This is a genomic window from Haliscomenobacter sp. (assembly GCF_965225875.1).
Taxonomy (GTDB): Bacteria; Bacteroidota; Bacteroidia; order Chitinophagales; family Saprospiraceae; genus Haliscomenobacter.
In genome coordinates, this window is the sequence record NZ_CBDDBS010000002.1 from 1,066,116 (window position 1) to 1,079,852 (window position 13,737).

Annotated in this window: 7 protein-coding genes and 1 pseudogene; 2 read left to right on the forward strand and 6 right to left on the reverse strand. The window is 48.5% G+C overall.

Features of this window, described 5'->3' with window-relative positions; all coding sequences use genetic code 11:
* Positions 1-17: 17 nt before the first annotated feature.
* Positions 18-461 (reverse strand): nucleoside deaminase, encoded by a 444-nt coding sequence (locus tag ACO08K_RS07155; RefSeq protein WP_421795704.1) that lies wholly within the window; start codon positions 459-461, stop codon positions 18-20.
* Positions 462-632: 171 nt separating this feature from the next.
* Between ACO08K_RS07155 and metK the strand changes: the two genes are divergently transcribed.
* Positions 633-1,889: a methionine adenosyltransferase gene (gene metK / locus ACO08K_RS07160; RefSeq protein ID WP_421795705.1), complete on the forward strand. Its 1,257-nt coding sequence runs from the start codon at positions 633-635 to the stop codon at positions 1,887-1,889.
* Positions 1,890-2,061: 172 nt separating this feature from the next.
* Here the strand turns inward: metK and ACO08K_RS07165 are convergent, their stop codons facing one another.
* Positions 2,062-3,174 (reverse strand): acyltransferase family protein, encoded by a 1,113-nt coding sequence (locus ACO08K_RS07165; protein ID WP_421795706.1) that lies wholly within the window; start codon positions 3,172-3,174, stop codon positions 2,062-2,064.
* Positions 3,175-4,227: 1,053 nt separating this feature from the next.
* On the opposite strand from ACO08K_RS07165, the gene ACO08K_RS07170 reads away from it, so the two are divergent.
* Positions 4,228-4,920 (forward strand): intradiol ring-cleavage dioxygenase, encoded by a 693-nt coding sequence (locus tag ACO08K_RS07170; protein ID WP_421795707.1) that lies wholly within the window; start codon positions 4,228-4,230, stop codon positions 4,918-4,920.
* A gap of 133 nt (positions 4,921-5,053) precedes the next feature.
* Here the strand turns inward: ACO08K_RS07170 and ACO08K_RS07175 are convergent, their stop codons facing one another.
* The 4 genes and pseudogenes from ACO08K_RS07175 to ACO08K_RS07190 all read right to left on the reverse strand — a co-directional run bounded on the left by ACO08K_RS07175 (position 5,054) and on the right by ACO08K_RS07190 (position 13,684).
* Positions 5,054-6,091, reverse strand: a complete 1,038-nt coding sequence (locus ACO08K_RS07175) for a SusE domain-containing protein (RefSeq protein WP_421795708.1) — start codon at positions 6,089-6,091, stop codon at positions 5,054-5,056.
* A 95-nt stretch (positions 6,092-6,186) separates the two neighbouring features.
* Positions 6,187-7,777 (reverse strand): annotated as a pseudogene (locus tag ACO08K_RS07180) (RagB/SusD family nutrient uptake outer membrane protein).
* 31 nt (positions 7,778-7,808) lie between these two features.
* The gene (locus ACO08K_RS07185) at positions 7,809-10,793 is read right to left on the reverse strand and encodes a SusC/RagA family TonB-linked outer membrane protein (RefSeq protein WP_421795709.1); all 2,985 of its coding nucleotides are present in this window, start codon (positions 10,791-10,793) and stop codon (positions 7,809-7,811) included.
* A gap of 464 nt (positions 10,794-11,257) precedes the next feature.
* Entirely contained in the window at positions 11,258-13,684 is a 2,427-nt protein-coding gene (locus tag ACO08K_RS07190; protein WP_421795710.1) for a TonB-dependent receptor, read from the reverse strand.
* Positions 13,685-13,737: the final 53 nt, after the last annotated feature.

Genomic DNA, 13,737 nt, shown 5'->3' on the forward strand with positions numbered 1-13,737 from the left:
TTCAAAATAACGTAACCTTACCTTATTTTCTGAAAAAATGTCTTCAGCAACGCACTGCATTCCTCGTGTAAGACCCCATATTCCAGCGTGGTTTTGGGGTGCAGCAATTCTTTCCCAATCCGCATAAATCCCCGTTTGTCGTCACCAGCGCCATACACCAGACGCCCCATTTGAGCCCAAAAAATCGCCCCAGCGCACATGTTACAAGGCTCCAGCGTAACGTACAGCGTACAATCTGGCAGATACTTGCTGTTGAGGTAATTCGAAGCGGCAGTGATAGACAAAATTTCGGCGTGTGCCGTTACATCCAATAATTTTTCGGTGGTATTGTGTCCGCGGGCGATGATGCGGTTTTCACAGGCGATTACTGCGCCAACCGGGATTTCGCCTTCATCAAAAGCCAGTTGGGCTTCTCTGAGCGCTTCACGCATAAAGTATTCATCTCCGCGAAAATGTAGCATAGTCAAGGTCTTTTATCAGAATCTTATCTTTGATTTGCCATGACGAATGTACTTATTTTCTTTTTATCCAGACAATTCCTATTTTTGCACCGTTTTAGTGGAAAGGGGCCTATGAGCTTGTTCAAGTGAGGGATTTTTCCGCCAGCATTATCTACTATAATCATTCAGACCATGCCTTATTTATTCACATCTGAATCTGTATCTGAAGGGCATCCGGACAAGATCGCCGATCAAATTTCCGATGCATTGATTGATCATTTCCTGGCGTTTGACTCCAGTTCCAAAGTTGCTTGCGAAACGCTGGTAACCACGGGGCAGGTCGTACTTGCAGGTGAAGTCAAATCCAAAGTATACCTCGATGTACAGCAGATCGCTCGAGATGTAATCCGTCGCATTGGTTATACCAAGTCGGAATACATGTTTGAGGCCAATTCCTGTGGAATTCTTTCGGCCATCCACGAACAATCACCCGACATCAACCAAGGGGTAGAACGCGAAAATCCTGAAGATCAGGGTGCTGGCGACCAGGGTATGATGTTCGGTTATGCGACCAACGAAACCGACAATTACATGCCTTTGCCTTTGGACCTCTCCCACCGCATTCTGTTGGAGTTGTCCGCTATCCGCAAAACGCATGCTGACCTGATGCCTTACCTGCGCCCAGATGCCAAAAGCCAGGTAACCATTGAATACTCTGACGATCATCAGCCAATCCGCATCGACTCTATCGTTGTTTCAACGCAGCACGATGATTTTGCGGACGACGCAACCATGCTCAACCGCATCCGCCAGGACATCATTCACATCTTGATTCCTCGGGTGAAAGCTCAATTGCCAGAGCGTCTGCATGGCTTGTTCAACGACCAAATCACCTACCACATCAACCCAACCGGTAAGTTTGTAATTGGTGGTCCTCACGGGGATACTGGCTTGACTGGCCGCAAAATCATCGTAGATACGTACGGTGGTCGTGGAGCACACGGTGGTGGTGCCTTCTCTGGCAAAGACCCCTCAAAAGTAGACCGTTCTGCGGCTTACGCTACCCGCCACATCGCCAAAAACCTGGTTGCTGCTGGGGTTTGTGACGAAGTATTGGTACAGGTTTCTTACGCCATCGGTGTAGCCAAACCAACCAACATCTACGTCAACACCAACGGTACTGCCAAAGTACAATTGAGCGATGGCGCGATTGCGGCAAAAGTGGCGGATATTTTTGACATGCGTCCTTACGCCATTGAAAAGCGGTTGAAACTGCGCACGCCAATTTACTCCGAAACAGCAGCTTATGGCCACATGGGTCGTACGCCTGAAATCAAAAAAATCCAGTTGCGCGATGGTGCGGGCCAATTCGTAGAGCACGAAGTGGAAACCTTCACCTGGGAGAAACTGGATCACGTAGATAAAGTGAAAGCGGCTTTTGGGCTGTAAATAAACTCAGAACTACAGTAAAAAGGGTTGGCGATGTATTTTCGTCAACCCTTTTTCATTTGAGTACATGGCAAAATTGGGGCAACGCGCCGTAGAGACGCACGGCCGTGCGTCTCTACAATTCGGCATTTTTGCATTGCCCTAATTTTGTCATGCACCCTTTTTCTTTTTATCAAACCCGCAAAAACACCTTCTTCAAATACATAAAGTACAAAAAGCCCCACTTCACCAGCAAGACCATCGTTGCCAATACGACCGCGGCATAAGGCTCACTAAACAACTGCAACAACCACGTAAACAAAGCCTGCGCTGTAAAAGTCCAGTCGATAAAGCCATCCGACATGTAAATCAAAATGGAGTTCATCCCAATGATTACAAAAAAGAAAGCCCAGCGCCGATAACCCAGCACATCGATCACGTAATAAAACAAGGACAAAAGCAATAAGCTCACCCCTCCCGCTTGCAGCACAAAGGAGCTCGTCCAGAGGTTTTTATTGATAGGAAAGACCAGATTCCAAGCCTGTGCCAAAATCAAGGACACCACCCCCATGATCAGCATTTGCAAGGCCTTGCGCGAACCACTCATGGTACCATGCTTCAACAGGTTACCGCAATAAATGCCCAATAGGGCCGTACCAATGGCCGGAATACAACTTACCAATCCTTCTGGGTCGTGAATGTCTTTGTACAAATGCCCGGGCACGATCAGGCGATCGAGGTACGAGGCAAAATTGCCTTCCATGGTCATATCCCCCATCGGGAAGCCAGGCGCCGCATTCAGCGCCAAGAGCAGCCAATACCCGATCAGCAAAGCCACAAACCAGATGATTTGCCCCATTTGTTTGGTATATAGGTAAATGATGTTGGCAAACATGTAAGCCAAACCGATCCGCCCCAATACACTGGGGAAACGAATTTCTGCCAGGGGCTTCAACACCAACCCATTGTTGTAAATCACGCCCAGCAACACCAGCAGCAGCCCCCGCCGAATCACGCGCAGCAACAACTGCTGTCGAGGGGTCCCCTTTTCCAGATCCCGCCCCACCGAATAAGGGGTCGCTACTCCAGCCAGGAATAAAAAGAGGGGGAAAATGTTATCATAAAGGGTGTATCCATGCCAGTCTGGGTGAGTCAATTGCCCGGCAATGGCCTGCCAAAAGGGTGTGGGACTAGCCTCGGCCATGCTGTGAAAAATGGCTTCAGCCCCCATGATCCAGAACATGTCAAAGCCGCGTAGGGCGTCCAGCGAGTAGAGCCGCTGGGTGGTAGGTGTTGTCGTCGTCATAAACCAGTGCGTTTTTTTGGTAGGGTGAAGTTAAACGGAATATTTGAGTGGTGATAAAGAAGGGGCTCAAAATAAAGGAAGAATTTGGCGGGGCTCTTTTTTGAAGAAATCGATCTTTTTTGGGCACATTTCTTCAAAAATAGAGAGGGATAATTGAAGAAATGTGCTCAAAAAAGGACGATTTCTTCAAATTAAGCAGATTTTGGAGCTTTACTACTACCCTTTTGACGACTTATCCTGCGATTAAAAACAAGTATTATTTGGAGGATGTGGATAATGAGATTCCAATGGAGAGGTTGTTTGCTTTTTAGGGGATCTACTCAAATAAAATCTGTGCCAGCACAAATCTAATTTACCCGAAGTCTGTAAAGGCTGAGAACATAGTGAGCCATGCCTTCACCAACTTACTATTAAAACTGTTTGTCCATCAACAAATTTATCTAAGAAGTCTTGTTTAAAGCCATCTCTCAAATTTTTGTCAATTAGGCCAATAAGGTTTTCAACATCCTTCTTGTTTACAAGACATTTATCATTTTGAATTTTTTCGAAGAATTCCTTGGTCACTCCCTTTCGTTGATAGGATATCTCACTATAGAAATAAACCTCCTCATAGTACTCATGATCGCTATGTTGAGAGTGCCTTTTTATATTAAAAGCCGAAAATTTGCCTTCAACTTCGGGGTTCTCACTTGCAATAAGCCAGTCATTTTCCTTTATTTACTTGTCTTCAATTTTAACCAAAAATAAGTCAAGTCCCATTTAATTTCATTGTTTTAGTGCATTCAATGCCATCCTCGTAAAATTCAATTGACAAAACACGCTCAACAAAAAAGAGGTTCCCAAACCACGTTCGTTTAGCTCCTGAATCGGGGTGGCTTCACGCGTTCGCCCTTTTCCACCCTCACTCCTTCAAAAATAAAAGCCGATATTTGAAGAAATATATGTCGTTCAATAACTTGTAAGCAGACCATTATGTTGGTTCTGTTGTTCCCAAAGTCATCGTCATCCTGATTCATCAATATTTCTCATCACCAGTCAAAAACCCTCATCACCATGAATCGCAAGCAATTCCTAAAAAAAGCAGCCCTTGGACTTGGTACTGCCGCCGGGCTGCCAGCTATCCTGAGCATTTCAGAAAGTGTAAACGAGCCCAAGCAGTTGACCATTGGTGCGGATTGCGAACCTTCTCCAAAAGAAACGGTTGGCCCTTTTCCCAACCATGACTCAAACTCTTTGCTTAAACGCAACATTGCAGTGGACAGGCAGGGCGTGGCCATGACCATGACCCTCACCGTCCTTTCTCAAAAAAATGGCTGCAAACCACTGCCCGGTGTTTTTGTGGACGTGTGGCATTGCGATGCCCACGGTGCCTACTCCGAGTACGGTGGCATGAGGATGCAGGCGGAGGACCACCGCCACGAGCACTTTTGCCGGGGCCGTCAGATCACCGACAAAGACGGCAAAGTAAGCTTCGAAAGCATCTACCCTGGTTGGTACCGCGGCCGTGCGCCGCACATCCATGTGGAGGTATTGGACAAAAATGAAAACGCTCTGGTGGTGAGCCAAATCGCCTTCCCGGAGGACGTGAACTCGACGGTGTATGCCACGCCGAAGTACCTGGGCAAAGCAGATACCAGCAACGACCGGGACAATATCTTCCGCGATAGTCTCGCGCAAAACATGGCCGACGGCATCAGCGGTGATGTCCAAAAAGGCTATTTGTTGTTAAAGACATTGACTGTTTGAAGCATCAAGGGCCAAGGACAATTGCCTTCCTTTTTAGATTGAAGATTGTTGAATAATTTTCAATCAAAAAAGGGTTCCCGAACACTGTTCGAGAACCCCGCATTCTTACTTACCAATCTTAAACAATAAACAATTAATTCTTCTTCAGCGTATAGCTATAGTTCCCGCCGATACTCAGGTTAAGTGTAACCGTGTAATTACCAGCAGCAGGCACTTTGATGTTGTCGCCTCCGTAGTCCAGGAGTCCATCCGCTTTGGTATCGCCGAAGTTGATGGCCCAGTCGTCGTTGGCGCGGAATTTGATCTCGTCGGCAGTGAGGTTCACGGTCAATGACCAGGTTCCGGTGGCCGCGTCATACACCATATCAGTATCTGCGCCCCAGCCGCCAGGAGTACCCGAGCCAATCAAGCCCCAGGAAGTTTTGACCGCATCCCAGCTTTTGTCATTCAGGTCAGCCTTGACCAGGTAATAACCGCCGCTAGGCACTTTGAAGTTGTTGCCAGGAGACGCGATCTTTTTGGTCGTGCCATCGCCCTGGTCACCAAAGATGCCGTTGTTCCAGTTTGGCGCGTCCGTAAACTTAAACTCAGAAGCATCCCCAAAGTTCACGTAACCCTCATATATCTTGTTGTCTTTCACCGAAGCGAGTTTGGGCGCTTTGTCGGGTGCCCAGCCTTGGTACCCGCCGGGTACATACAAGGAAGGATATTGAATGATCACCAAATAGGGCGTTGCCGAAACGGAAGTAGCTCCGGAAACCAAGGTCGCAACATTGGCACTTACCGCTGCTTTTACCCGCACATCCAATTGCCCCAGGCTACCTGCACCGATCCCCAGGCGCAACAAGGCGGTGTTGAGGTCGGCTACGGTGTAGGTTTTGCTGAGCGATGGACCGGCGTTGAAGTCTACGGTTTCTTTGAAGTCGGTGCCTTTTTTAGCCAACTGCAAAGTGTAAGTCACTCCAGCTGGGTAGTTGAAATCTGCCGCAGTCCAGGTGAATTTAACAGCCTCTTTGCTGGCGTCTTCCAGCTTCAGTGCAGGAGTAGCCGTGGAAGCGCTCAATACTGGCGCAGCTCCCGGAATAACCACCAAACGTTGCTCATCTTTTTCACAGCCCACAATGGCCATGATGAGTATGATGGGAAATATTTTTGAAAACCAGTTTTTCATGGTCGTTTGTTTTTTTAGTTGAGAAGTTGAGGGGTTGAGAAGTTGAGGGGAGAGTGTCGCTGGCGGTAGCCAAACTTCTCAACTTCTCAACTGATTTAGTAACCCGCGTTTTGATCCAAATTCGGATTGGCCACCAAATCGGAAGCCGGAATGGGAAACAAGACCAGGTGATCTGGTACCGAACGTCCATCCTTCACTCCACCTTTCCAGGGCCAGAGATAAGCACTGCCCGTGAATTTTTTGAAGCGGATCAAATCCGTCCGGCGGTGAGCCTCCCAGTACAATTCCCGGGCGCGTTCGTCGAGGATGAAGTCCAGATTGATGGAAGTTACGTTGCCCGTAGTGCCTTTGTAGGCGCGTTGGCGCAATGCATTGATGTATTAGCGCCGTAGCCTGACTGCCACCCTGGCCCCCACGCAGCGTTGCTTCTGCGTACATCAGGTACACATCGGCGAGGCGGAAAAGTGGGAAGTCAGTATCCGGGAAGTTGCCTTCGGTATCGGTACCTTTTGCCCCCGTTGAGCTGACGTTGCGGTATTTGGTGATGGCATAACCATCATTGAAGGTAAAGATGTCGCTGATGTCCAGTTTTTGGCCATTGGTGTGGAACATGGCCCGGCGATCGGTGGTACCACTGATGTCGCTGAATTTTTCTACCAATGCTTTGGTGGTACGCAAACCACTCCAGCCGCCATTGATGCCAAAGTCGGCAGGGTTCATGTTGCCCCCTACCCCAGCGTGTACCAGGAAGGTCATACCGCCCCAGGTTTTGGTGCGGGTACCATCAAAAGTGATCGGGAAAATGATTTCGGCCGACTTGTTGTTGTCGGTCAGGAACAACTTATTGTAATCACTTTCCAAAGCGTAGCTGGCAGCCGTTACCTTGTTGCAATAAGTGATACATTCGGTGTATTTGGCTGCACCAATGTAAGTTTCAGCGTTCAGGTACAATTTGGCCAGCAACGCCCAGGCAGCACCCTTATCGGCACGACCATATTCGTTTTTGCGGGCATCCAGCAATTCATTTTCAATCGCTTTCAATTCCGACTCCACGTAGCTGAATAACTCGGTGCGGCTCGCCTGACGGGGCAGGAAAGAACCTACTGCATCCGCCTCAGTCACAAAAGGAACACTCCCGTACATATCCAGAGCATGGTAGTAGCTCAAAGCCCGCAGGAAACGTGCTTCGGCACGGAAAATTTTGGCCTGGTTCAGGTTTTCGCCGCTGATGCCACGTTCGCTGAGTTTAGCATCGGTGGTTTCGCGGATGAACTCGTTGCACAAGGTGATTTGGTAAAAAATCCGGTTGTACATCGCGGTGATGAACTCGTTGCCGGAAGTCCAATCCATGTCGTGGTAATCGGGCAAACTACCGTCGTTCCAGCCAATCACGGCTTCATCGGTTGGCAGTTGCTGCGCTTTCCAGTACTGGCGCAGGTAGGTACTGAAACCCTCGTCGATGCCACTGATGTCGGGGCGTCCGGCCGGGCCTTGTTGGCCACTCACCGCCAAACCCGCGTACACCTTGGCGAGGATTTGTTTGTAATTGCTAAAATCTTTGTAGACCGTAGCCGAAGTCACCTCCACGAAGGGGGTGCGATCCAGGTCTTTGGTGCAGGAACTCAAGGCCACAAAAAACGCCAGGATTCCCAATTTTATGCTGTTTTTGAAAAATTGCTTTTTCATTGGATTCATTTTTGTTTTGGTCAAAAACCGTTTAGAAGCTGACATTCAATCCGAAGGACAAAATGCGTGGGCGAGGATAGATGTTGTTGTCGATACCGCCCGCAACTTCAGGATCAAGACCAGAATACTTGGTGATTGTAAACAGGTTTTGCCCAATCAAGGAAATCTGGGTGTTGCTGGTGCCACCGAGCAAGCCTTTCAGGTTGTAGCCCAAAGTCAGGTTGTCCAGGCGCAGGAAAGAACCATTTTCTACGTAATAATCGGAGAAGTACTGGTTGTTCGCAAAACCCGTTTGCAATACGTTGGGTGACAGGTTCAACAGGAAGTTGTTGGTGCCCGTCAAGCCACGGAAGGTCGCGTTATTTGACAAAACGTTGTTGTAGACGTAGTTGTCAAAGTTACCGCGCAGGACAAAGCTCAGGCTGAAATCCTTGTAGTTCACTTGAGAGTTGATCCCCAGGAACAAACGTGGATCGGCTTGTTTGAAGCGGTAGCGGTCGTCAAGGTTGACCAGGCCATCGCCGTTCAGGTCTGCGTAAAGCCCTTCAACTGGTTTGCCTTCTTCATTGTACACCTGTTGGTTCAGGAAGTAAGAGAAAGTTGGATAGCCAACCGTGTGAATCTGAACAGTGTTCCCTACCCCACCGGAAATACCACCGACTTGTACCCCTTGGTAGTTCGGATTAGGCACTTTGGTCAGGTTGGTTACTTCGTTTTGGTTGAAGGTCAGGTTAAAACCAAAATCCCAGCTCAGGTTTTCTTTTTCAATCAAACGGGTATTCAAAGTGAATTCCACCCCGCTGTTTTCGATGTTACCGACGTTGGTCAGGATTTGGTTGGTGAGGTTGGAGCCCGCAGGTACGGGGATCACACTCAACAAGTCCTTGGTTTTGCGGGAATACACATCAATCGCACCAGATACCCGGCCATTGCGGATGGCCCAATCGATCCCGGCGTTCAAGGTTTCGGTTTGTTCCCATTTGATGTTGGCGTCATAACCTTCGGGGCGTAGCGTTGCGTAGAAGTCGTTGCCAAACTGGTACTGTGCGGTAGGCTCACTAGGCGTATAACGAGAGAGGTAAGGGTAATCACTACCCACGTCCTGCTGACCAGTAACCCCGTAACCCAGGCGCAATTTCAGGTTGGAGAACCACTCGTTGCCTTTCATAAATCCTTCTTCGTTGATTTTCCAGGCAAAGGCAGCCGATGGGAAAGTACCCCAGCGGGTGTCCGGGCTGAAGCGGCTGGAACCGTCACGACGCAAAGTGAAGGTCAACAAATAACGTTCTTTCAAGGCATAATTCAAACGAGTGTAAAAGGACACCAACGTGTTTTGGGTTTTGAAAAACACGTCGTTGAATACTTCCCCTTGCTGGTTTTTATCCAAATCAGTACTTTCCCGGATAAAGTCCTGGTAAGAGTACCCACCCATCAGGTCGACGCGGTTGGCACCAAATTCACGCACGTAGTTCAGGTAAAACTCGAACGTTTTGTTGTTCTTGTTCTGGGTGTAATTGGCCACCTGACCGCCACGGGAAAAGAACTGTCCCACACCTGCGGGTACGTTGATGTTGCCTTCGCTGTTGGAGCGGTCGAGACCCACGTTCAGGTTGGCGCGCAATTCAGGCAGGAAGTGGAATTTGTAATCCAATACCACGTTGCCAATGATCCGACCCACGGTGCTCTCGTCGCTGCGTTGGTTGAGCAATGCCAAGGGGTTGCGTGGAGCAAGGGTGTTTGGATTTTTGGTAGCTGGGTCCAAAAATTCAAAATAACCTCCCAGGGTATTGCTGCCACTTTGGATGGGTTGAGTAGGATCAAAAACTACCGCAGAGCCAATTGCGCCCTGGTTGGCAAAACGGTTGTTGATGGAAGTCCCTTTCAGGTTCACATCTACTTTGAGGTGCTTGTCAAAAAAAGAAGGGTTAATGCCAATCGATCCCGACAAACGGTTCATGTTGCTGGTTTTGAGGATACCATTTTGGTCCATAAAACCTACGGAGGCGCGATAAGGCAAATCCTTCAGTGAGCCGGTCAAACTCAGGTTGTTGTCGTGGCTGAATGCAGTTTGGTATATCTGATCCTGCCAGTTGGTGCTGGATTCGCCCAATAAGGCTTTTTGCGCAGCAGTACCTCTTTCATTCACAATGGCGCGGAATTCATCGGCGCTCAATACGTCAATTACCCCGGATTTGGCGGAAGAAGACAATACTGAGCTGAAGTTGATGCGCATTTTATCGCCCGCCTTACCTTTTTTGGTGGTAATCAGGATAACCCCATTGGAAGCTCTGGAGCCATAAATGGCAGCCGCAGAGGCGTCTTTCAGAATGGTAAAATTTTCAATGTCGTTGGGGTTGATGAAGCTCAGGGGGTTGGCAGCGCCAGATACCCCGGTGTTGTCGAGTGGCACCCCGTCGATCACGATCAGCGGATCGTTGTTGGCGTTCAAGGAAGAACCCCCACGAATGCGGATCCGGCTACCTGCACCCGGAGCACCACCATTGGAGGTGATTTGTACCCCGGCGATTTTGCCGTTGACCAATTGTTCGGGAGTGGCAATGTTGCCTTTGATGAAGTCTTTTTCGGAAATATTGGTCACCGATCCTGTTACGTCGCGTTTTTTCTGCGAACCGTAACCTACGACCACCAATTCGTTCAAACGTTGAATGTCAACCTTGAGTACAATGTTGAGTTGGGTTTGCGTACCTACGGTAATTTGTTGTTCCGCAAATCCAGTGTAACCAATCACCAGAACAGCATTCTGATCAGGTACTTGCAGTGTAAATTTGCCATCGAGATCAGTCACAGCCCCGGTGGTGGTGCCTTTTACGAGTACGGTTGCACCGATGAGCGGCTGTTGGTCTTCGGAAGTAATGGTGCCATTTACGGTGATTTGGGCAAAAGCTGAACTCAGCATCAGCACAAACGCGGCCACAAACAGCATGGGGCGAAGCATGAAATAAAATCGTTCATTGCTTGCGACCCGACTAGTGGAGTGTGTGTCTAAGTTGGTCATAAGACATAGGTTTATCAAATAGAAGTTTTGTAAACAAAAAGAAGGGTCTGTAAAATTTTTATAGACTTGGTGGCGAAAGTACCGAAGGAAAGTTTGAAAAGCGTTCCACTTTATGGGATGGGAACCTCTACTTTGAATTCTTAAAATTTAACTTCTCTTCTACTTGAATGTCAGGGTTTTGCAAAATTGGGTTTGGGGTGCCACTTTCTTGAATTGGGCCAAGAGAACCAAAATGGTTGAGGGAGGTTGAGATGGTTGAGGAAGGTTTAGGCTGCCGCAGCGACTTAGAAAAAGTCCTCGTTAAAGTCACTGCGGTAGCTTAGCTGGTACAAGTCTGGCGCTGGTACAAGTCTCCAGACTTGTACCAGCGCCAAACAAGCGCCAGAGCCTAAGAGTGCATGTCCCGTCTAAGTCGCTGCGGTAGCCTAAACCTTCTCAACCTCCCTCAACCTTCCTCAACTTTCTCACCATTCAATCATCAGCCCAATACTCGGCAATGCCTGGCCGGTTCCATTGTCCAAAACTTTGGTTTTGTAGCGTTGCTCTCCTACTGAAGCATCAGGATTCAAGATGACTCCCGAGCCAATAGGCCGACCATCTGCATCCAAGGGGCGATCCAGAAAAAGCTCAGGACTGGATACCGATGCGCTGAACATGTTTTCGATGTCGAAATACAGGTTGAGGCTCCATTTGGGGAAGAACCACTTTTTATCTACCCGGAAATCCAGGAAATTGATGGCTTCACTCCGCTCCGTATTCAACTGGTTGTAGTCAGGAATGCCTCGACCATTGACGTCCCAGTTGGCAACCAGGGATGAATTATTGGAAAATGGCGTGCGTGGCAACCCCGTTTGGAAGCGCCAATTGAGGCCGATTTCCCAGTTTTTCTTCAGTTTTTTACCCAAAGTCAGGTTAACGATGTGGCGGGCATCCCAGGAGGAAGGCAATAACTCGCCATTTTTATCCTCAAATTCACTCCAGCCCAAGGTATAAGCCGCAATGCCATAAAACCCTTTGAACAAGCGTTGCTGGAACAAAAACTCCATACCGTAACTCCGCCCTTTGGAGCGGGGAATTGCCGGTTCATTACCCACCACCCCAAAGTCGCCACCCAGGTTGGCCAGGGTCAAACTATCCCGCAGCAAAAAAGGATAATTCGCGTAGCCTTTGTAAAAGCCTTCCACGGTGATCCGGGCATTGTTGTTGGTGTTGAATTCCAAGCCGGCCACCAATTGATTGTTGCGGATGTATTTGATGCCGTTGTTTTTGTTGATGAACTCGCCCCCTTGCTGGTAACCCAGAATAGTGTAAGGGGGGAGTTGGTAAAAAATACCCGCGTTGAAATTGAGGGCGAGGTTCTTGCTCAAACTGTAGGATGCCGAAAACCTTGGCGACAACTGCTCCAACAAATTCGACATTTCCTCCGAATAGGTATTGGCATCGGCACGAATCCCTGCGGACAGGCTCAGGCGATTGTCCACAAACTTGCGGCTGATTTGGCCAAACACGTTGTATTTGCTGAAGTTGAAAGCGCTACTGTAATCGATGGTTTGGGCGCCTGCGGAGGTGAAAATCCGGTTGAAGGTGCTGTTGTTGTAGCGGGCGAATTCATACCCTACACCGTAATTCAGGCGAAAATCCCCGGCACGTACGGTGTTTTCCAGGCGCAACTTGTTTTCGATTTCCTGAGATTGATAGTTCAAAATCAGGTTATTTGGATTGCTTTTATCGTTTTGGTAATACTTGATGGCCTTGTTGTCCAACATGCTGCGGCTGAGCACCACCGTATAATAACCATTTGTACGGTAGTGTTTGTACACCAGGCCATTGGTGTAGCTCCACTGGGGGTTTTCGGGCAAGCGATCCAGGATGGATTGTTGTTCTTCGGTATCGTTTGCCTCCAGGTTGAGCTCAAACTGGTCGTAAGCCCCCAAACCGATGAAAGTCAATTCGTTCTTTTTATCCAGTTTAACTTTGACTTTGGCTTGAAAGTCGTTGTAAATGGGCAGAAAGGGCAGTTCAAAAATTTTGAACAAAAACTGCAAATAAGAGCGGCGAGCCGAAAGCAGGAAGGTCGTTTTGTCGCCAATGGGCCCTTCTAAGGTCAAACCAATGTCGCTGGCACTCACCATAAAAGTACCTCCGATGCGATCGTCGCGGCCATCGCGCTGCCGAAAGTTGAATACTGAACTAACCGCGTTGCCCCGATTGGCTGGAAAAGCCCCACTGAAAAAGTCTACCTCATTGATGAAGTTGACATTGATCAAACCCACCGGGCCACCCGAAGCACCCTGAGTCGCAAAGTGGTTGATGTTCGGCACTTCCACATCATCCAGAAAAAAGCGGTTTTCGTTGGGTGCACCGCCACGAATGATCAGGTCATTGCGGAAAGCTGGGGTAATGGTGACCCCTGGCAGGGTTTGTACCACTTTGGAAATATCGCGATTGCCCCCCGGGTTGCGCTGGATTTCCGCTACCCCAATGGTGCGCAGGGATACCGGGCTTTCTTCGGTTTTTTTGAAAGGAGGCGCTTTGATCACTACTTCGTCCAGTTTTTGGGAGCTGCTGGACAGCTCGAAATCAGCAACGGCAGGTTTGTTGTTGGTGACCTGGATTTCAAAAGCAGTGGCATCCTCATAGCCTACAAAAGAAGCCCGAATGTTGTACAAGCCTGGAGTAAGTCCAGTGATTTCATACAATCCATTTTCATCCGTAGTGGCCCCAAAGTCGGTACCTATTACCAAAACGTTGGCAAAAGGGATGGCTTCGTTGCTGATTTTGTCGCTGATTTTACCTTTGATGATGCCATTTTGGGCAAAAAGACCAAAAGGTGTCAACAAAAGCAGTACTAACCAGTTGTTAAGCAGTCGCGTTGCGGGTAAAATCTTCATTTTATGATTTTTTCACAGTTTTTTGCTATGTTTTCAAAACAAACACTAAACTA

Bases quoted from the DNA above. Each gene is read 5' to 3' on its own strand.
- ACO08K_RS07185 (WP_421795709.1), bottom strand. From the start codon at position 10,793: ATGACCAACTTAGACACACACTCCACTAGTCGGGTCGCAAGCAATGAA.
- ACO08K_RS07165 (WP_421795706.1), bottom strand. From the start codon at position 3,174: ATGACGACGACAACACCTACCACCCAGCGGCTCTACTCGCTGGACGCC.
- ACO08K_RS07155 (WP_421795704.1), bottom strand. From the start codon at position 461: ATGCTACATTTTCGCGGAGATGAATACTTTATGCGTGAAGCGCTCAGA.
- metK (WP_421795705.1), top strand. From the start codon at position 633: ATGCCTTATTTATTCACATCTGAATCTGTATCTGAAGGGCATCCGGAC.
- ACO08K_RS07170 (WP_421795707.1), top strand. From the start codon at position 4,228: ATGAATCGCAAGCAATTCCTAAAAAAAGCAGCCCTTGGACTTGGTACT.
- ACO08K_RS07190 (WP_421795710.1), bottom strand. From the start codon at position 13,684: ATGAAGATTTTACCCGCAACGCGACTGCTTAACAACTGGTTAGTACTG.
- ACO08K_RS07175 (WP_421795708.1), bottom strand. From the start codon at position 6,091: ATGAAAAACTGGTTTTCAAAAATATTTCCCATCATACTCATCATGGCC.